The 17,092-nt window shown below is 68.0% G+C and carries 17 protein-coding genes; 8 read left to right on the top strand and 9 right to left on the bottom strand.

Translation table 11 applies throughout. The features are described from left to right. Positions 1 to 12 precede the first annotated feature (12 nt). From sdhD to C1931_RS07850, 3 genes are read right to left on the bottom strand one after another with little or no spacing between them, the layout of a single operon-like run. On the bottom strand, positions 13 to 408 hold the full coding sequence (gene sdhD, locus C1931_RS07860) for a succinate dehydrogenase, hydrophobic membrane anchor protein (RefSeq protein ID WP_108752786.1): 396 nt from the start codon (positions 406 to 408) through the stop codon (positions 13 to 15). Beyond that, a complete protein-coding gene (gene sdhC / locus C1931_RS07855; RefSeq protein WP_108755925.1) occupies positions 405 to 797 on the bottom strand; it encodes a succinate dehydrogenase, cytochrome b556 subunit in 393 nt (130 codons plus the stop codon). The genes sdhD and sdhC overlap by 4 nt, the downstream gene beginning before the upstream one ends. Before the next feature lie 56 nt (positions 798 to 853). Then, positions 854 to 1,027: a DUF1674 domain-containing protein gene (locus C1931_RS07850; RefSeq protein ID WP_108752784.1), complete on the bottom strand. Its 174-nt coding sequence runs from the start codon at positions 1,025 to 1,027 to the stop codon at positions 854 to 856. Positions 1,028 to 1,066: 39 nt separating this feature from the next. Between C1931_RS07850 and C1931_RS07845 the strand changes: the two genes are divergently transcribed. Next, positions 1,067 to 1,942 (top strand): folate-binding protein YgfZ, encoded by an 876-nt coding sequence (locus C1931_RS07845; protein WP_108755924.1) that lies wholly within the window; start codon positions 1,067 to 1,069, stop codon positions 1,940 to 1,942. A gap of 553 nt (positions 1,943 to 2,495) precedes the next feature. On the opposite strand, the gene ugpC is transcribed toward C1931_RS07845, so the two are convergent. Further along, on the bottom strand, positions 2,496 to 3,578 hold the full coding sequence (gene ugpC / locus C1931_RS07840) for a sn-glycerol-3-phosphate ABC transporter ATP-binding protein UgpC (protein ID WP_108755923.1): 1,083 nt from the start codon (positions 3,576 to 3,578) through the stop codon (positions 2,496 to 2,498). 354 nt (positions 3,579 to 3,932) lie between these two features. Between ugpC and zwf the strand changes: the two genes are divergently transcribed. From zwf to C1931_RS07815, 5 genes are all read left to right on the top strand, one after another. After that, positions 3,933 to 5,369, top strand: coding sequence for a glucose-6-phosphate dehydrogenase (gene zwf / locus C1931_RS07835; protein WP_108749281.1), 1,437 nt, complete (start codon positions 3,933 to 3,935; stop codon positions 5,367 to 5,369). Then, a complete protein-coding gene (gene glk / locus C1931_RS07830; protein ID WP_108752780.1) occupies positions 5,366 to 6,373 on the top strand; it encodes a glucokinase in 1,008 nt (335 codons plus the stop codon). Before zwf ends, glk begins: the two co-directional genes overlap by 4 nt. After that, positions 6,370 to 7,092, top strand: a complete 723-nt coding sequence (gene pgl / locus C1931_RS07825; RefSeq protein ID WP_108755922.1) for a 6-phosphogluconolactonase — start codon at positions 6,370 to 6,372, stop codon at positions 7,090 to 7,092. Before glk ends, pgl begins: the two co-directional genes overlap by 4 nt. Positions 7,093 to 7,150: 58 nt before the next feature. Further along, positions 7,151 to 9,067, top strand: a complete 1,917-nt coding sequence (gene edd / locus C1931_RS07820; protein WP_108755921.1) for a phosphogluconate dehydratase — start codon at positions 7,151 to 7,153, stop codon at positions 9,065 to 9,067. A 237-nt stretch (positions 9,068 to 9,304) separates the two neighbouring features. Beyond that, positions 9,305 to 9,964 (top strand): bifunctional 4-hydroxy-2-oxoglutarate aldolase/2-dehydro-3-deoxy-phosphogluconate aldolase, encoded by a 660-nt coding sequence (locus tag C1931_RS07815; RefSeq protein ID WP_108749277.1) that lies wholly within the window; start codon positions 9,305 to 9,307, stop codon positions 9,962 to 9,964. 309 nt (positions 9,965 to 10,273) lie between these two features. On the opposite strand, the gene C1931_RS07810 is transcribed toward C1931_RS07815, so the two are convergent. The 3 genes from C1931_RS07810 to ispG form a co-directional block, all read right to left on the bottom strand. Next, positions 10,274 to 10,921: a response regulator gene (locus C1931_RS07810; RefSeq protein ID WP_108749276.1), complete on the bottom strand. Its 648-nt coding sequence runs from the start codon at positions 10,919 to 10,921 to the stop codon at positions 10,274 to 10,276. A gap of 201 nt (positions 10,922 to 11,122) precedes the next feature. Next, a complete protein-coding gene (locus tag C1931_RS07805) occupies positions 11,123 to 11,872 on the bottom strand; it encodes a phosphatase PAP2 family protein (protein WP_108749275.1) in 750 nt (249 codons plus the stop codon). Next, positions 11,853 to 13,118 (bottom strand): flavodoxin-dependent (E)-4-hydroxy-3-methylbut-2-enyl-diphosphate synthase, encoded by a 1,266-nt coding sequence (gene ispG, locus C1931_RS07800; protein ID WP_108755920.1) that lies wholly within the window; start codon positions 13,116 to 13,118, stop codon positions 11,853 to 11,855. The genes C1931_RS07805 and ispG overlap by 20 nt, the downstream gene beginning before the upstream one ends. A 114-nt stretch (positions 13,119 to 13,232) precedes the next feature. On the opposite strand from ispG, the gene C1931_RS07795 reads away from it, so the two are divergent. Further along, entirely contained in the window at positions 13,233 to 14,459 is a 1,227-nt protein-coding gene (locus C1931_RS07795) for an ATP-binding protein (protein WP_108755919.1), read from the top strand. Beyond that, complete coding sequence (locus tag C1931_RS07790; RefSeq protein WP_108755918.1) at positions 14,456 to 15,019, top strand: response regulator transcription factor; 564 nt, start codon at positions 14,456 to 14,458, stop codon at positions 15,017 to 15,019. The genes C1931_RS07795 and C1931_RS07790 overlap by 4 nt, the downstream gene beginning before the upstream one ends. Before the next feature lie 73 nt (positions 15,020 to 15,092). Here the strand turns inward: C1931_RS07790 and pgi are convergent, their stop codons facing one another. Together pgi and panD are read right to left on the bottom strand one after the other, a co-directional pair. Beyond that, positions 15,093 to 16,604 carry a glucose-6-phosphate isomerase gene (pgi, locus tag C1931_RS07785; protein ID WP_108755917.1) on the bottom strand — a complete coding sequence of 504 codons (1,512 nt, stop codon included), beginning with the start codon at positions 16,602 to 16,604 and terminating at the stop codon, positions 15,093 to 15,095. Beyond that, positions 16,601 to 16,981, bottom strand: a complete 381-nt coding sequence (gene panD / locus C1931_RS07780; protein ID WP_004153087.1) for an aspartate 1-decarboxylase — start codon at positions 16,979 to 16,981, stop codon at positions 16,601 to 16,603. Before panD ends, pgi begins: the two co-directional genes overlap by 4 nt. Positions 16,982 to 17,092: the final 111 nt, after the last annotated feature.

Genomic DNA, 17,092 nt, shown 5'->3' with positions numbered 1-17,092 from the left:
TTGTGCCTGGGCTCAGGCGACGCCGAGGGCGATGCGGCCCACCGCAAACACGCTGACGATCATGCCGAGCACGGCCACGAACTTCACGAAGGTCTGCAGCACCAGGGCCAGCAGCGATTCGTGGATGTAATCTTCCAGCACCACCTGCAGGCCCAGCTGGGCGTGCCAGAACATGGCGATGAGCAGGCCGATCAGCGGCACCGCGTTCCACGGCTTGGCGATGGCGGCAGTGGCGGTCACGTAATCGGCACCGGCCAGGCGCACCACGAACACCAGGAACCACACGCCCAGCACCACCAGGGCGGCGGCGGTCAGGCGCTGGTGCACGAAGTGTTCGGTACCGGTCTTGGCCGAGCCGAGGCCGCGCACGGTCTTCAGCGGGGTACGGAACTTGTTCGGCTTGTTCATGCGGCACCTCCCAGAAGCACGTAGGCCCACACCAGCGCGGTGATCACCAGGCTGCCGAAGACCGAGATCCAGCTGCTGCGCACGAAGGCGGGAATGCTGAAACCGATGGCGAAGTCCTGCACGATGTGGCGGATGCCATTGCACAGGTGGTAGGCGAACGACCATGTCCACGCGAACAGGAACACGCGGCCATACCAGGCCCCGGCATGGCCGGTGTAGCAGTTCCAGGATTCGGGCCCCATCATCAGGGCCAGCAGGCCCGCGGCGATGATGAGGGCACCAACAGACAGAAAGACGCCAGTGGCTCGATGCAGGATCGAGGTGGCCATCTGAATCTGCCAGCGATACACCTGAAGGTGCGGGGAAAGTGGGCGTTGTCTGGTCGCCATTCGCTGGGCTCGTTGTCTCGGCTGGGCGGCACGCGGCCGCGTTGGCTCAATGCTGATCAGAAATCGATGCAGCGTCCGTTTTTCTCCCAATCGCCGTACCGCACCGGATCAAGTCCGCCGCGGCCACCGAATTCCTCTTCCACCTTTTCCGGTTCCACAGGCACAGGTGCCGCGGGGACCAGCGGGGCTTCAGTTTCGGCGTCGGGAGTGGGGGTTGTTTGGCCTATCATGTTCGGTCTCGCAACGCACAAATTTTAGACCTCGTTCACGTGCCTGACAACCTGCCCCCTGCTTTCGTCGCATATCCGCACCTTCCGGGCCACCAGCTGGTGAGCCTGCAGGGTGCCGATGCGGCCGCGTTCGCCCACGCCCAGTTCAGCAGCGACGTGACCGCCCTGCCCCTGCTGCACTGGCAATGGAGCGCCTGGCTGAGCGCCAAAGGCCGCACCCTGGCGGTGTTCCAGCTACTGCGGCTGGCCGAAGATCACATAATGCTGGTGCTGGCCGACGGCGACGCCGATGCGATTGCGTCGCAACTGCAACGCTTCGTGTTCCGGCGCAAGGTGAAGGTGCAGGTGCGCGCGGATCTGGCGGTGACCGGCGCCTTCACTGCGCCCGAGGCCGCCAGCGGCGCGGCGATTGCCCTGGCTGAAGGCGCGGACTGGGAACTTGACCTGGGCAGTGATGCGCTGCCGCGCACCCTGCGCATCGGCGCGCCCGACGCAGCGGCCACGGAAGCCGACGCCGCCGCGGACACCTTCGCCCTGGCCTGGCGCCAGGCCGATCTGCGCTTCGGCCTGCCGCGCCTGGATGCCAGCCAGCGCGAGGTGTGGACGCCGCAGCAACTGGGGCTGGACCGCCTGAACGGGTACAGCGTGAAGAAGGGCTGCTACCCGGGCCAGGAAATCGTGGCCCGCACCCATTTCCTGGGCAAGGCCAAGCGTGCGGTGCAGCTGCTGCACACCGCCGCAGCGGCGCAGGCCGGTGACACGGTGCAGCAGGACGGCGCGGCGCTGGGCACCCTGGCCAGCGTGGCCGCGGACCTGGCGCTGGCGGTGCTGCCACTGGAAGCCAGCGACGGTGAACTGCAGGTCGGCGGCGTGGCCGCGCAGCGCGTGCCGCTGCTGGACGGCCTGGCGCGCTGAGCCCAGTCGCGGGTGCGGACCTGAACTGGTGGGTGCGGACCTGAACTGGTGGGTGCGGACCTGAACTGGTGGGTGCGGACCTGAACTGGTGGGTGCGGACCTGAACTGGTGGGTGCGGACCTTGGTCCGCACTGCTTCTGCTGGCATCCCATCCACGCATGGCGTGGATCTACGGGGCCCGCTTCATCCACGCATGGCGTGGATCTACGGCGGCCCGCTTCATCCACGCATGGCGTGGATCTATTGGGGCCCTGCTTCATCCACGCATGGCGTGGATCTACTGGGGCCCTGCTTCATCCACGCATGGCGTGGATCTACTGGGGCCCTGCTTCATCCACGCATGGCGTGGATCTACGGCGGCCCGCTTCATCCACGCATGGCGTGGATCTACGGCGCCCCGCTTCATCCACGCATGGCGTGGATCTACGGCGCCCCGCTTCATCCACGCATGGCGTGGATCTACGGGGGCCTCGCTTCATCCACGCATGGCGTGGATCTACCGGGCCCTGCTCTGGTAGGTGCGGACCTTGGTCCGCACGCCGACCAAACATCCTTACAGGCGTTCGCCGGTTTCTGCGCTGAAGAAGTGCAGCCCCTGCGGGTGGATCGCCACGCGGATCTCCTCGCCCACCGCCGGCAGTGCCTGCGGCGCCACGCGCATGGTCAGCGCATGCTGGCCACTGCTCAGGTTCACGAAGATCTCGTTGCCAACCGGCTCGATGCCCTCGATGCGCGCGGTGAAGGCATGCGCATCATCGGCGGCTGCCGGCTGCAGATGCTCCGGACGCACGCCCACGGCGATCGACTTCTGCAGCCACGCCGGGTCGATGGTGGCCTGGCCCAGCGGGGCGCGCCACGCACCGTCCACCACGCTTACGCCACCGGCATCGCCCTGCAGCGTGCCGCGCAGTACGTTCATCGCCGGGCTGCCCAGGAAGCCGGCCACGAACAGGTTGGCCGGGCGGTCGTACAGCGCCATCGGCGTGTCGATCTGCTGGATGATGCCGTCCTTGAGCACCACGATGCGCTGGCCCAGGGTCATCGCTTCCACCTGGTCGTGGGTCACGTAGATCATGGTGGTGCCCAGCTTGCGATGCAGCTGCGCGATTTCGGTACGTACGCTGTGGCGCAGCTTGGCGTCCAGGTTGGACAGCGGTTCGTCCAGCAGGAACACCGCCGGCTCGCGCACCAGTGCACGGCCCAGGGCCACTCGCTGGCGCTGGCCACCGGACATCGCCTTGGGCAGCTTGTCCATCATCTCGGTCAGGCCCAGCGTCTGCGCCGCCTCGGCGATGCGCTTGTCGATGGTCGCCTTGTCGTGGCCGCGCAGCTTCAGGCCAAAGGCCAAGTTCTCGGCCACGGTCATGTGCGGGTACAGCGCGTAGCTCTGGAACACCATCGCGATGTCGCGATCCTTCGGCGCCACGTCATTGACCACCCGGTCACCAATGGTGAGCGTGCCGCCGCTGATTTCCTCCAGGCCCGCCACCATCCGCAGCAGCGTCGACTTGCCGCAGCCGGACGGCCCGACCAGCACCATCAGCTCGCCGTCGGCCACCTCGAACGTGGCGTCCTTCACTGCGACCTGGCCGTTGTCGTAGACCTTGCGCACACCCTGCAACTGCACTTTTGCCATATCACTCTATCCAGTCCGCCCGGTGCCGGGCTGTCATTGGGGACTGCCTTCGGCCCTCCCGATGGCAGTGATGATTGCGCGGTCGCCGCATGACGGCGAGCACTGCAATCGAATACAGTTGCCCATTCTGCCATGTAAACGTTTTCACGTGGCACTATCCGATGGTCGGCGCGCACCGACCTGCAACAGCGGCCAACCGAAAGCGGGCCGTTGCGGTGGTTTCGAATGGAACGGTTGCCCGGACGCCCGGAACACCGCCGCCAGCGAACCTCGGACAGACAGTAGCGCGGATGTCCCCTGAACCCAGCCATGAAGCGATTGACAACGATGTCACCCGGATCTGAAACTCGAGCGATGCACGACACCCTCTTCCTGTTTGGTGCCACAGGTGATCTGGCCCAGCGCTACCTGTTCCCTTCGCTGCTGCGCCTGCTCGGCGACGGCCTGCTGCCGGAGGATTTCCGCATCCGTGCGCTGGCCCTGTCCGGCCACGACACCGAAGCCTTCCATGACATCCTGCGCCCGCGCCTGCAGCAGGCCATGCCGATGGCCAGCCAGGACGACATCGCCGGCCTGCTGCGCCGCATCGACTACCGCTCGGTGGACCTGCGCGACGTGGACTCGGTGGCTGCCGCCGTGTCCGACCTGGTGCACCGCCGCTGCGTGAGCTACCTGGCCATTCCGCCGGGCCTGTACATCTCCACCTGCGAAGGCCTGGCCAAGGGCGGCGCACTGGCATCGCCGGCACGCCTGATGCTGGAAAAGCCGATCGGCAGCGACAGTGAAAGCGCCGAGGAGATCATCAGCACCATCGGCCAGTGGATCGACGAAGACCGCGTGTTCCGCCTGGACCACTACCTGGGCAAGGCCGCGGTGCAGAACCTGATCGCCCTGCGCTTCGGCAACACGCTGCTGGAAGCCGTGTGGAACCGCAACTACATCGAATCGGTGCACATCCTGGTGGCCGAAAGCGAAGGCGTGGACGGCCGCGACGCCTACTACGCCCGCTCCGGCGCGCTGCGTGACATGGTGCAGAGCCACATCCTGCAGCTGCTGTGCATGGTGGCGATGGAACCGCCGGCTTCGCTGGAAGCCGACCGCATCCGCGACGAAAAGGTGAAGGTGCTGCGCGCCCTGCGCCCGCTGGATGCCAAGCACGCCGCGCGTGACAGCATCCGCGGCCGCTACACCGCCGGCAGCATCAACGGCCAGCCGGCCCAGGCCTACCAGCCACCGGAAGGCAGCGACGTGGAAACCTTCGCCGGTGTCACCGCGCACATCGACAACTGGCGCTGGAGCGGCGTGCCCTTCCACTTGGTTACCGGCAAGCGCCTGCCCGAGCGCACCACCCGCGTGGTGGTCACGCTGAAGCCGGTCACCCATTGGCTGTTCGAGCGCCCGCAGCGTGCGCAGGCCGCGCCGAACCGCCTGGTGTTCCAGCTGCAGCCGCAGGAAAACATCGAACTGGGCCTGATGAGCAGCCTGGCCGGCCCGGAATGGGGCGCGCTGGAACTGCATCCGCTGGAACTGGAACTGTCGGTGCCGACCGGCCTGCACCGTCGCATCGCCTACGAACGCCTGTTCCTGGATGCCTTCAATGGCAACCACACCCTGTTCGTGCGCGATGACGAAGTACGCGCCGCCTGGGCCTGGATCGACAGCGTGGCCGACGCCTGGAAGGACGCCAAGCTGCCGCTGGAACCCTACCCGGCCGGCCAGTGGGGCCCGAGCAGCGCAACCGGGTTCCTGCCGCAGGGCGTGGATGCTCCCGACAGCGGAGCGTCGGCATGAGTGCCCCCAGCCAGCCGGTGCTGGTGGCCGATATCGGCGGCACCAACGCCCGCTTCGCCCTGGCCGACACCTCGCAGGACGCGCCGCTGCTGAAGGACAGCATCCGCGAATACGCGGTGGCCGAGTTCCCGTCGCTGGGCGATGCCGCGCGCCATTACCTGGAACAGGCCGGCGCCAGCGCCCGCCGCGGCGTGTTCGCCGTGGCCGGCCGCGTGGACGGCGACGAAGCCCGCATCACCAACCACCCGTGGGTGATCTCGCGCAGCCGCACCGCGGCCATGCTCGGCTTCGACGAACTGCACCTGATCAACGATTTCGCCGCGCAGGCCATGGCCGTAGCGCTGCTGCAGCCGCATGACGTGGTGCAGATCGGCGGCGCGCAATGGACCCCGGCCGCACCGGGCCAGCCGCGCAACTACGGTGTCATCGGCCCGGGCACGGGGCTGGGCGTGGGCGGCCTGCTGGTGCGCCACGGCCGCAGCTACCCGCTGGAAACCGAAGGCGGCCATGTCAGCTTCCCGCCGGGCACGCCGGAAGAAATCCGCATCCTGGAGATCCTGTCCGAACAGTTCGGCCGCGTTTCCAACGAGCGCCTGATCTGCGGCCCGGGCCTGGTCAACATCCATCGCGCCGTGTGCGAAATGGCCGGCTTCGATCCGGGCCAGCTGCAACCGGCCGATGTGACCGCGCGCGCCGCCCTGGGCGACCCGCAGGCGATGCGCACCGTGGATGTGTTCTGCGCGGTGTTCGGCGCCATCGCCGGCGACCTGGTGCTGGTGCAGGGCGCCTGGGACGGCGTGTTCCTGACCGGCGGCCTGGTGCCGAAGATGCTCGATTCGCTGCAGCATTCCGGTTTCCGCCAGCGCTTCGAACACAAGGGCCGGTTCTCTTCCATCATGGGCCGGGTGCCGTCGCTGGCGATCATGCACCCCTGCCCCGGCCTGCTGGGCGCTGCCGCCTACGCCGCCGACGCCGAACGCGATGCCCCTGGAGTTGCTGCATGAGCCCGATCTTCCACGACGACCGCATCGATTTCGTACAGCACGGCGACGCCGATGCCTGGATCGAAGCGGTGGCCGCCGAGATGGCCCAGGCCATCAACCATGACATCAACGACGTGGGCCGTGCCCGCATCCTGCTGTCCGGCGGCACCACCCCGGCGCCGGTGTACCAGGCGCTGGCCGAACTGGACGTGCATTGGGACCGGGTGGAAGTGAGCCTGGCCGACGAGCGCTGGCTGTCGCCGCAGGATCGCGACAGCAATGCCTGGCTGGTGCGCGAGCACCTGCTCAAGCGTGCCGAAGGCGCGCACTTCGACCCGCTGGTGCGGGTGGGCAAGCCGCTGCCCGAATGCGTGTACACCGCCAACCTGCAGGCCCAGCACAGCCAGGCGCCGAGCGTGGTGGCCCTGGGCATGGGCAACGACGGCCATACCGCGTCGCTGTTCCCGGGTTCGAAGGACCTGACCCGCGCGCTGGAAAGCACCCTGCCCTACGCGGCACTGGACGCGACCGGCTGCCCGGGCTCGAACCAGTGGCCGCTGCGCATCACCCTGACCCCGCGCGGGCTGGGCCAGTGCCGCCAGCGCCTGCTGCTGCTGCGCGGCAAGCAGAAGCTGCAGGTACTGCGTCAGGCCCTGGACAGCAACGACCCGCAGCTGTACCCGATCCTTTCTGCGATCAACCTGGACGGCGCGCGCCTGCGCGTCCACTGGGCTGATTGATGTCGGCGGCGGCACCGCGGTGCCGCCTGTCACTCGCCACCTTGAATGCCGGTAGCCAATGAGCCTCCATCCGCAACTGCAAGCCATCACCGAGCGCGTCATCCGCCGCAGCGCCGCGTCCCGCGCCGCCTATCTGGCCGCGATCGACGCCTCGCTGCGTGACGGCCCGTTCCGCAGCCGCCTGAGCTGCGGCAACCTCGCCCACGGCTTCGCCGCCTGTGGCGGCACGGACAAGAGCCGCCTGCGCGGCGGCGTCACCGCCAACCTGGGCATCATCACCGCCTACAACGACATGTTGTCGGCGCACCAGCCGTTCGAGACCTACCCCGAGCAGATCCGCCAGATCGCCCGCGAACTGGGCGCGACCGCGCAGGTGGCCGGTGCCGTGCCGGCCATGTGTGACGGCGTCACCCAGGGCCGTGGTGGCATGGAACTGTCGCTGTTCTCGCGCGATGTGATCGCCCAGGCGACCGCGATCGGCCTGAGCCACGACATGTTCGACACCACCGTCTACCTTGGCGTGTGCGACAAGATCGTGCCCGGCCTGCTGATCGGCGCGCTGGCCTTCGGCCACCTGCCGGCGGTGTTCGTGCCGGCCGGCCCGATGACCCCGGGCATTCCGAACAAGCAGAAGGCCGAAGTGCGCGAGCGCTACGCCGCCGGCGAAGCCACCCGCGAGGAGCTGCTGGAAGCCGAATCGGCGTCGTACCACGGCGCTGGCACCTGCACGTTCTACGGCACCGCCAATTCCAACCAGGTGCTGCTGGAAGCGATGGGCGTGCAGCTGCCGGGCGCGTCGTTCGTGAACCCCGGCACGCCGCTGCGCGATGCGCTGACCCGCGAAGCCACCGAGCGCGCACTGGACATCACCGCGCTGGGCGACGATTTCCGTCCGCTGGGCCGCATCATCGACGAGCGCGCCATCATCAATGCGGTCATCGCACTGATGGCCACCGGCGGTTCGACCAACCACACCATCCACTGGATCGCCGTGGCCCGCGCGGCCGGCATCGTGCTGACCTGGGACGATTTCGACGAGCTGTCGCAGCTGATTCCGCTGCTGGCACGCGTCTATCCGAACGGCGAAGCCGACGTGAACCGCTTCGCCGCCGCCGGTGGCCCGGCCTTCGTGTTCGGTGAACTGATCAAGGCCGGGCTGATGCACGGCGATCTGGTCAGCGTGGCGCGCGGCGGCATGGCCGACTACGCGCGCGAACCGCAGCTGCGCGATGGCCAGCTGGTCTACCTGCCGGGGCTGGAACGCAGCGCCGACGACGATGTGGTGCGCGGCGTGGACAATCCGTTCGAGAGCCAGGGCGGCCTGCGCCTGCTGCGCGGCAACCTGGGCAAGTCGCTGATCAAGCTGTCGGCGGTGAAGCCACAGTACCGCACCATCGAGGCGCCGGCCGTGGTGGTCGATGCGCCGCAGGTGCTGAACAAGCTGCACGCTGCGGGCATGCTGCCGCAGGATTTCGTGGCGGTGGTGCGTTACCAGGGTCCGCGCGCGAACGGCATGCCGGAACTGCATTCGCTGGCGCCGTTGCTGGGCCTGCTGCAGAACCAGGGCCGGCGCGTGGCGCTGGTCACCGATGGTCGTCTGTCGGGTGCGTCGGGCAAGATTCCGGCGGCCATCCACGTGACGCCGGAAGCGGCACGCGGCGGTCCGCTGGGCAAGGTGCGCGAGGGCGACATGATCCGTCTGGACGGTGAGGCCGGCACGCTGGAAGTGCTGGTGGATGCGGCCGAATGGGCGGCGCGTACGCTGGCGCCCAATACGGCGCCGGCGGCCAACGACATGGGCCGCAATCTGTTTGCGATCAATCGTCGGGTGGTCGGGCCTGCGGACCAGGGCGCGATTTCGATTTCGTGCGGGCCGGCGGCGGCCGATGGTGGGCCGTGGGATTACGACGCGGAGTACGAGCTGGGGCACGATGCAGCTGCGGCGGCGGCGCCGCATGAGGCGAAGGACGCCTGAGTTTTTGAAAGAGCGCTGCGGGTTCGCGTTGGCGGTCAGTGTCCTGGTTGAGGCGGCGGGTAGCCCCCACCAGGACACGCCGTGAACCCATCCATGGGGGCTCGTAGGCGCCATCCATGGCGCCTGCGGTCCTGGTGGGGGCTACCCGCCGCCTCCGGACAGTTTGCTGGCGCCTCCGCGCCGCGAAGTGATCATTGAAAGCACAACAAGAGCGAAAGCAAAGGCGGAAGCAGAGCTATGGGTATCGAGCAACATCAGGTTAAGGCGGCGGAGATGCTGCGGGCGGCGGGTATTCTGCCGGTGGTGACGATTCATACGCTGGAGCAGGCGCGGGCGGTCAGTGCGGCGCTGCTGGAGGGCGGTCTGCCGGCCATCGAGTTGACCCTGCGTACGCCGGTGGCGATGGAAGCGCTGGCCATGCTCAAGCGCGAGCTGCCCGATGTGGTGGTGGGTGCCGGTACGGTGCTGACCGTTGAGCAAATGCAGCAGGCCATCGATGCCGGGGCTGATTTCCTGGTCACTCCGGGTACGCCGCCGGTGCTGGCCGATGCGCTGGCGGCGGCGCCGCTGCCGGTGGTGCCGGGTGCGGCCACGCCCACCGAGCTGCTGTCCCTCTACGCGCGCGGCTTCCGCGTCTGCAAGCTGTTCCCGGCCACGGCCGTGGGTGGGCTGGCGATGATCAAGGGCCTGGCTGGGCCGGTGGCTGACCTGAAGCTGTGCCCCACCGGTGGCATCACCGAAAACACCGCCGCCGAATACCTGGAGCAGAAGAACGTGGTCTGCATCGGTGGTTCGTGGATGGTGCCGGGCAACTGGATCGCCGATGGCCAGTGGGACAAGGTGCGCGAAAGCGCCGCCCAGGCGGCGAAGATCGTCAAGCGCGTCCGCGGCCACTGAAGAACTACGGGGTCAGAGCCCTTTCCCGCCGGGAAAGGGATCCGACCCCGGGGTCCGCTGGCCCCAGGCCACGAGCGCGCAACGCGCGCGACCCGCTCCCGCTCCTCCTTCTTCATTCCGCGGTGGCGGCGCACGGAAACTATCCGTGGCCCTGCGGAGGGATTGCGCAGGGGCGTGAGCGCCATGGATGGCGCGACCGAGCCTCCAGGGATGGATTCACGGCGTCCCCTGCGCAATCCCTCCGCAGGGCCACCCTCCAGAATCCAACCGCACCACCACCGCGAGGGGCTGCGCCGTTGGCTGGAATTCTTACAGCGGCCGCGCCGGATCCACCAGCCCGTACTGGCTGGCCATGCGCGCCAGCGCGATGTTGTCGTGGATACCCATCTTCTCGAACAGGCGCGCCTTGTGCGTATTGACCGTCTTCGCGCTCAGGCTCAGGCGCCGGGCGATGTCTTCCTGGCGCAGGCCCTGGGTCAGCAGCAGGGCCACTTCCAGTTCACGCGGTGACAGCGTATCGAACGGCGAGGCGTTGCCTTCCACCGTGGACAGCGCCAGGTTCTGCGCGATGCTGGTGCCCAGGTAGCGGCGACCGCCGGCCACGTCGCGCACCGCGCGCAGCAGTTCCTGCGCATCGCAGCCCTTGCCGATGTAACCGGCCGCGCCGGCCTCGAGCAGGCGCTTGGGCAGCGGCCCATCTTCCAGCACCGATACGATCACTACGCGCGTGGCGCGATGGCTGCGCACGATGCGCTCGGTCACCTCCATGCCGCTGACACCGGGCAGGTGCAGATCGCACAGCACCACGTCCGGCAGCAGCTGGCGGACCTCACGCAGGGCGTCCTCGCCGGTCTCGGCTTCGCCCACGACCTCGATGTCGGGTTCCCCCGACAGGATCATTTTCATCCCGGTGCGGACCAGCGCGTGGTCATCCACCAGGTAGACTCGAATCGTCATCCACGTCCCTCTTCGAATGCGGCCATCGGGGGCCAAGCTAGGCGTGCGCCATGGCACATCGCAAGCGCGGAAACTGCGCAAAAACGGCGTTCTGCCTTGCGCATCACATTCTTCACGCGCCGATTCCGTCCCTGGCCCCGTAAAACCCCCGACATCGAAACTACACATCCATTGCGCGGCGTCCCAAACGGGACAACCGCGTCAATCCCCTGTTGCGATCGCTTCGCTGGCCCTCGCTGGCGGCGAACCGTGACGCCGCCAAGGATGCCGGCGACGGAACATGACCAGATAGCACCCTACCACCCAAACGAGCGCGGCACACCATCCGGCCAGGATGTCCGAGGGATAGTGCACGCCCAGATAGACCCGGGACACGCTCACCAGCAGGCTGAACGCGGGGGCCAGCACCAGTACCGGCCAACGCCAGCGGGTGTTCCAGGCCAGCAGCACCAGGGTCATCGCCAGGGTCATCGAGCCCATGGCATGGCCGCTGGGGAAACTGAATGTCGATTCCGGCGCGATCGATTCCCACAGGCTGGGGCGGTCACGCTGGAAGAACTGCTTGCTGCCCATGTTCAGCAGCGCCGAACCGACGAAGCACACCGCCACGAAGGTCGCTTCGCGCCAGCGCCGCCGCCAGGCCAGTGCGCCCACGATCAGCACGTCGGCGGGAATCAGGAACCATTCGTAGCCCAGCCGCGACAGCAGTACGAAGAACGTGTCCAATGCCGGCGAATGCAGGCCGTGCATCTGCCACAGCAACGGCGCATCGAAATGGAACGATTCGAACTCGTGCACCTCGTCGGCCAGCGCCACGAAGCCGGCCAGCGGCAGCAGCACGCCGGCAAACAGCAGCAGCAGGCGCCAGGCGTTGCGCGCCATCCAGTGGCGGAAGCCGGACGCCGGCTCCGGCGCGGCCAGGATGACGGGCTTATCCTGCGCTTCGGACATAGGTACGTTCGACGTACTCGTCGATCAGGGCAACGAACTCCTGGGCAATGTTCTCGCCGCGCAGGGTCACCTTCTTCTCGCCATCGACGAACACCGGTGCGGCCGGCGTCTCACCGGTACCCGGCAGCGAAATGCCGATGTTGGCGTGGCGCGACTCGCCCGGGCCGTTGACGATGCAGCCCATCACCGCCAGGGTCATGTTCTCCGCACCCGGGTGGTGGATCTTCCACAGCGGCATCTTCTCGCGCACGTGGTTCTGCACCACCTTGGCCAGTTCCTGGAAGAATTCGGAGGTGGTACGGCCACAGCCCGGGCACGCGGTCACCAGCGGGGTGAAGGCGCGCTGGCCGGTGGTCTGCAGCAGTTCCTGGGCGACGATCACTTCCTGCGTACGCGACTGCCCCGGTTCGGGGGTCAGCGAAATGCGGATGGTGTCACCGATACCTTCCTGCAGCAGCACGCTCAGCGCCGCGGCCGAGGCCACGATGCCCTTGCTGCCGATGCCGGCTTCGGTCAGGCCCAGGTGCAGGGCGAAATCCGAGCGCTGGGCCAGGTCGCGGTACACCGCGATCAGTTCCTGCACGCCGCTCACCTTGGCCGACAGCACGATGCGATCGCGCGGCAGGCCCAGTTCCACCGCCTGTTCGGCCGAATCCAGCGCCGAGCGGATCAGTGCTTCGCGCAGCACGCGGCCGGCGTCCCAGGGCTGTTCGCGATGGTTGTTCTCGTCCATCAGCTTCGCCGCCAGCGCCTGGTCCAGCGAACCCCAGTTGGCACCGATGCGCACCGGCTTGTTGTAGCGCACGGCGAATTCGATCAACTGCGCGAACTGCAGGTCTTTCTTCTTGCCGAAGCCGACGTTGCCCGGGTTGATGCGGTACTTGGCCAGCGCTTCGGCGCAGGCCGGCTCGGCGGTCAACAGCTGGTGGCCGTTGTAGTGGAAATCGCCGATCAGCGGCACGTCGATGCCCATCATCGCCAGCTTGTCGACGATGCGCGGAATGGCCGCGGCCGCTTCAACCGTGTTGACGGTCAGGCGCACCATTTCCGACCCGGCACGCCACAGCTCGGCCACCTGCTTGGTGGTGGACGCCACGTCGGAGGTGTCGGTGTTGGTCATCGACTGCACCACCACCGGCTTGCCGCCGCCTACAGTGACCCCGCCGATCTGGACGGCATGGGTCTGGCGGCGCGGCCAGGCGGTGGCATCGGAGGGGGGCGTGGGGCGGGTGACGGCGTCGTGCATGCGGCCATTCTACCGCCCGCCCCTGCATTCGGGGTGGGTCGCATTCAGCGGTCAGCGCGTCTGCGGCCGATTGTCGCAGGCAGCCCGTGCGATGAACGCATACGATGGGCAGGCATGACCGGACCCGACGCCCCGTTCCTTCGTACCCTGTGCAGCCTGCGCTGGCTGGCCGTGGCCGGCCAGGCGGCCACCATCCTGGTCGCCACCTGGGTGCTGGGCCTGCCGTTGCCGCAGCAGCCCCTGTGGGCGGGCGTGGCCGTGCTGGCCGTGTTCAACCTGTATACCCAGCTGCGCCCGGAAGCGGGCGATACCGCCCCACTGACCGCCTTCGGGCACATCCTGGTGGACGTGATCATCCTGACCTGGATGGTCGGCTGGAGCGGCGGCATCGCCAACCCCTTCGGCTCGCTGTTCCTGATCCTGATCGCGCTGGCCGCCTTCGCCCTGCCCCGCCGCTGGGCGCTGGCGGTGGCCGGCGCCTGCCTGCTGGGCTACGCCGCCAGCGGTGTGTTCGGCCAACCCCTGCCCGCCGGCTACTTCCGCGCGCTGGACCTGAACCGCTGGGGCGTGGTGGCCAATTTCCTGCTATCTGCGGCGGTCGTGCTGACCTTTTCCACCCGCCTGGCGACGGCCCTGCGCCAGCGCGAACTGGAACTGTCGGCGCTGCGCGAACGCTTCGCCCGCAACGAAGGCATCGTCGCCCTGGCCACCCACGCCGCCTCGGTGGCACACGAACTGAACACCCCGCTGGCAACCATGACCCTGCTGGCCGATGACGTGGCCGAGCGCAGCGAAGAGCCGGAAGTGCGCGAGGACATGGAAACCCTGCGCGAACTGCTGGTGCAGTGCCGTGAACGCGTGCTGGCGCTGGCCGCGCCGGCATCCACCGAAGGCCCCGGCCGCGGTCATTCCAGCGCGCAGCAGGTGCTGGAACAGTGGCGGCTGGTGCGACCGACCATCGACCTGCACCGCAACGACGACGCGCCGCTACGGCTGCCGCTCGACCCCGGCGTGGGCCACCTGCTGATGGTGCTGCTGAACAACGCGGCCGATGCGGGCGAACAGGCCGGGCGCCCGCGCGTGGACCTGGACCTGCGCATCGAAGGCGACGACCTGATCGGCGAAGTGCGCGATTACGGGCACGGCTTCAACGCCCGTGCCGCCGTGCTGCCGGGCCGCCTGTTCGGCAGCAGTAAAAGTGAAGGCATGGGTGTGGGCCTGGCCCTGTCCCACGCCACCATCGAACGCCTGCAGGGCGAGATGTGGATGCGCCCGGCCCAGGGGGCCGGCAGCCGCGTCGGCTTCCGCCTGCCGCTGGCCCCACGCGAGGACACCCCATGAACGCCTCAACCCTTGGCCTGCTGGTCGACGACGACGAACTGTACCTGCGCACCCTGCAGCGCAGCCTGGCCCGCAAGGGCCTGGAAACACAGACCGCACAGGACGCGGCCAGCGCGCTGATGCTGGCACGCCAGCAGCCGCCTGCATTCGCCCTGATCGATCTGAAGCTGGGCAACGATTCGGGCCTGGCCCTGATCCAGCCGCTGCGCGCGCTGCGTGCGGACATGCGCATCCTGCTGGTGACTGGTTACGCCAGCATCGCCACCGCGGTGGAAGCGATCAAGCTGGGCGCCGACGATTACCTGCCCAAACCGGCCACGGTGCCGATGATCCTGCGCGCCCTTGGCGAAGAGGATGATGGCCCGGCCGATGACGGCGAAATGGAAGTGCCCGATGCGATGACACCGATCAGCCGCCTGCAGTGGGAACACATCCAGCAGGCCATGCACGAGACCGGCGGCAATGTGTCGGCCGCGGCGCGGCTGCTGGGCATGCACCGGCGTTCGCTGCAGCGCAAGCTGGCCAAGCGGCCAAGCCCGGAGCGCGACCCGAGCCGTTGATGCGGGGGCACGTCCGCCGGGCATGGCCCGGCGCTACCGGCATGATCTGACGCCCGCCGGGCATGGCCCGGCGCTACCGGAGCTGCGCCAGGATCTCGCGGGTCATCGGATCGGCAATCGCCACATCCTCGCCCTGCAGCGCCGGCAACAGGCCATTGGCCAGCTGCTTGCCCAGCTCGACACCGAACTGGTCGAAGGCGTTGATGTTCCAGACCACCGACTGCACGTACACCGCGTGTTCGTACATGGCGATCAACGCACCCAGCGCCTGCGGGGTCAGTGCATCGAGCAGGATCAGGGTGCTGGGGCGGCCACCGGGATAGTCGCGGTGCGGATCGTCGCTGGCCTGGCCGTTGGCCAGCGCTTCGGTCTGCGCCAGCAGGTTGGCCAGCAACGCCTGGTGGTTCACCGTGTAGGGATCGTCGTTGCGCACGCAGCCGATGAAATCGGCCGGAATGATGCTGGTGCCCTGGTGCAGCGCCTGGAAGAAGCTGTGCTGCACATCGGTGCCTGCCCCGCCCCACCACACCGGCACGGTGTCGGTGGTGACCGGCTGGCCGTCGCGCTGCACGCGCTTGCCCAGGCTTTCCATCACCAGCTGCTGCAGGTAGGCCGGCAGCAGCGCCAGGCGCTGGTCGTAGGTCATCACCGCGTGGGTGGCATACCCCAGCAGGTTGCGGTTCCAGATATCGGTCAGTGCATGCAGCACCGGCAGGTTGCGCTCCAGCGGCGCGTCCAGCGCATGCGCATCCATCTGCGCGGCACCGTCCAGCAGCTGCTCGAAACGCTCGAAACCAATGGCCAGCGCAATCGGGAAGCCGACCGCCGACCACAGCGAGTAACGCCCGCCCACCCAGTCCCACATCGGCAGCACGCGCTCGGCGGCGATGGCGAAGGCCTTGGCGGCACGCTCGGGGTTGGCGCTGACCGCGTACAGGCGATCGCTGCCGCCCAGCCAGTCATGCAGGATCTGCCCGTTGAGCAGCGTTTCCTGGGTACCGAAGGTCTTGGAAATCAGGATGCCGGCGGTGGTGGCCGGGTCCAGCGTGGCCAGCGTGCGCTGCATGGCGGCGCCGTCCACGTTCGACACGAAATGCACGCGCAGGCGCGCGCCAGTGACCGGACGCAGCGCGTCGGCCACCAGGCGCGGGCCCAGATCGGAACCGCCGATGCCGACGCTGACCACATCGGTCACGCCGCTGTCTTCCAGCGCGCGCACCAGCACGCCCATGCGCTGGCGGATGTCGCGCGCGGTGGCATAGGCCTCGGCCGCCACCGGCGCATCCACGCCATCACCGCGCAGCGCGGTATGCAGCGCCGCACGGCCTTCGGTCAGGTTCACCTGTTCGCCGCGGAACAGGCGGGCGATGGCCGCGCCGACATCGCGCTCGGCGGCCAGCGCCAGCAGCGCCTGCAACGCAGCGGCATCGTACTTCTGCCGCGCGAAATTGACATACAACGGACCGACCCGCAGCGCCAGATCCTGCACGCGGCCAGGTTCGGCGGCCAGCAGGCTGGGAATGCTTGCGCCCTTCAGGCGCTGGGCGTGGGAATGCAGCGAGTCGAATCCGTTGTTCGTTGTCATGCGGCCTGGGTCGGGATCGTGTCGTTGGTGTGGGAAATCTGGTTGTTGCCGTCCACGTACACCAGCTTCGGCTTGAAGCTGTCCGCTTCCTGCTCGGTCATGCTGGCGAAGGCAGCGATGATGATGATGTCGCCGACCTGCACGTGGCGCGCGGCGCCGCCATTGAGCGAGACCACGCCGCTGCCGGCTTCGGCACGGATGGCATAGGTCGAGAAGCGCGCACCGTTGGTCACGTCCCAGATGTGCACCTGCTCGAACTCGCGGATGCCGGTGGCAGCCAGCAGGTTGTCATCGATGGCGATGGAACCTTCGTAGTTCAGCTCGGAATGGGTGACGGTGGCGCGGTGGATCTTGGTCTTCAGCAGGGACAGGTGCATGGCACGGCACAACGCAAAGGAAAGTGCGGATTCTAGCACCCGCGTGGCGCCGGGCATCACGGCTGGCAACTTGTTCAGGTAGCAGGCTGTAAGTGGGGTCAGAGCCCTTTC

The sequence above is a fragment of the Stenotrophomonas sp. YAU14A_MKIMI4_1 genome, assembly GCF_003086855.1.
In the GTDB taxonomy this organism is placed as follows: domain Bacteria; phylum Pseudomonadota; class Gammaproteobacteria; order Xanthomonadales; family Xanthomonadaceae; genus Stenotrophomonas.
Note: the sequence above shows the minus strand (reverse complement) of the source record. Positions and strands in the feature narration are given on the sequence as shown.

What these genes read in the sequence shown, in the direction of transcription:
- zwf (WP_108749281.1), top strand. Translation starts at nt 3,933, where the DNA reads ATGCACGACACCCTCTTCCTGTTTGGTGCCACAGGTGATCTGGCCCAG.
- ispG (WP_108755920.1), bottom strand. Translation starts at nt 13,118, where the DNA reads ATGCACGACGCCGTCACCCGCCCCACGCCCCCCTCCGATGCCACCGCC.
- pgi (WP_108755917.1), bottom strand. Translation starts at nt 16,604, where the DNA reads ATGACAACGAACAACGGATTCGACTCGCTGCATTCCCACGCCCAGCGC.
- C1931_RS07805 (WP_108749275.1), bottom strand. Translation starts at nt 11,872, where the DNA reads ATGTCCGAAGCGCAGGATAAGCCCGTCATCCTGGCCGCGCCGGAGCCG.
- C1931_RS07815 (WP_108749277.1), top strand. Translation starts at nt 9,305, where the DNA reads ATGGGTATCGAGCAACATCAGGTTAAGGCGGCGGAGATGCTGCGGGCG.
- C1931_RS07810 (WP_108749276.1), bottom strand. Translation starts at nt 10,921, where the DNA reads ATGACGATTCGAGTCTACCTGGTGGATGACCACGCGCTGGTCCGCACC.
- sdhD (WP_108752786.1), bottom strand. Translation starts at nt 408, where the DNA reads ATGAACAAGCCGAACAAGTTCCGTACCCCGCTGAAGACCGTGCGCGGC.
- pgl (WP_108755922.1), top strand. Translation starts at nt 6,370, where the DNA reads ATGAGCCCGATCTTCCACGACGACCGCATCGATTTCGTACAGCACGGC.
- C1931_RS07795 (WP_108755919.1), top strand. Translation starts at nt 13,233, where the DNA reads ATGACCGGACCCGACGCCCCGTTCCTTCGTACCCTGTGCAGCCTGCGC.
- edd (WP_108755921.1), top strand. Translation starts at nt 7,151, where the DNA reads ATGAGCCTCCATCCGCAACTGCAAGCCATCACCGAGCGCGTCATCCGC.
- glk (WP_108752780.1), top strand. Translation starts at nt 5,366, where the DNA reads ATGAGTGCCCCCAGCCAGCCGGTGCTGGTGGCCGATATCGGCGGCACC.
- panD (WP_004153087.1), bottom strand. Translation starts at nt 16,981, where the DNA reads ATGCACCTGTCCCTGCTGAAGACCAAGATCCACCGCGCCACCGTCACC.
- C1931_RS07850 (WP_108752784.1), bottom strand. Translation starts at nt 1,027, where the DNA reads ATGATAGGCCAAACAACCCCCACTCCCGACGCCGAAACTGAAGCCCCG.
- C1931_RS07790 (WP_108755918.1), top strand. Translation starts at nt 14,456, where the DNA reads ATGAACGCCTCAACCCTTGGCCTGCTGGTCGACGACGACGAACTGTAC.
- ugpC (WP_108755923.1), bottom strand. Translation starts at nt 3,578, where the DNA reads ATGGCAAAAGTGCAGTTGCAGGGTGTGCGCAAGGTCTACGACAACGGC.
- sdhC (WP_108755925.1), bottom strand. Translation starts at nt 797, where the DNA reads ATGGCGACCAGACAACGCCCACTTTCCCCGCACCTTCAGGTGTATCGC.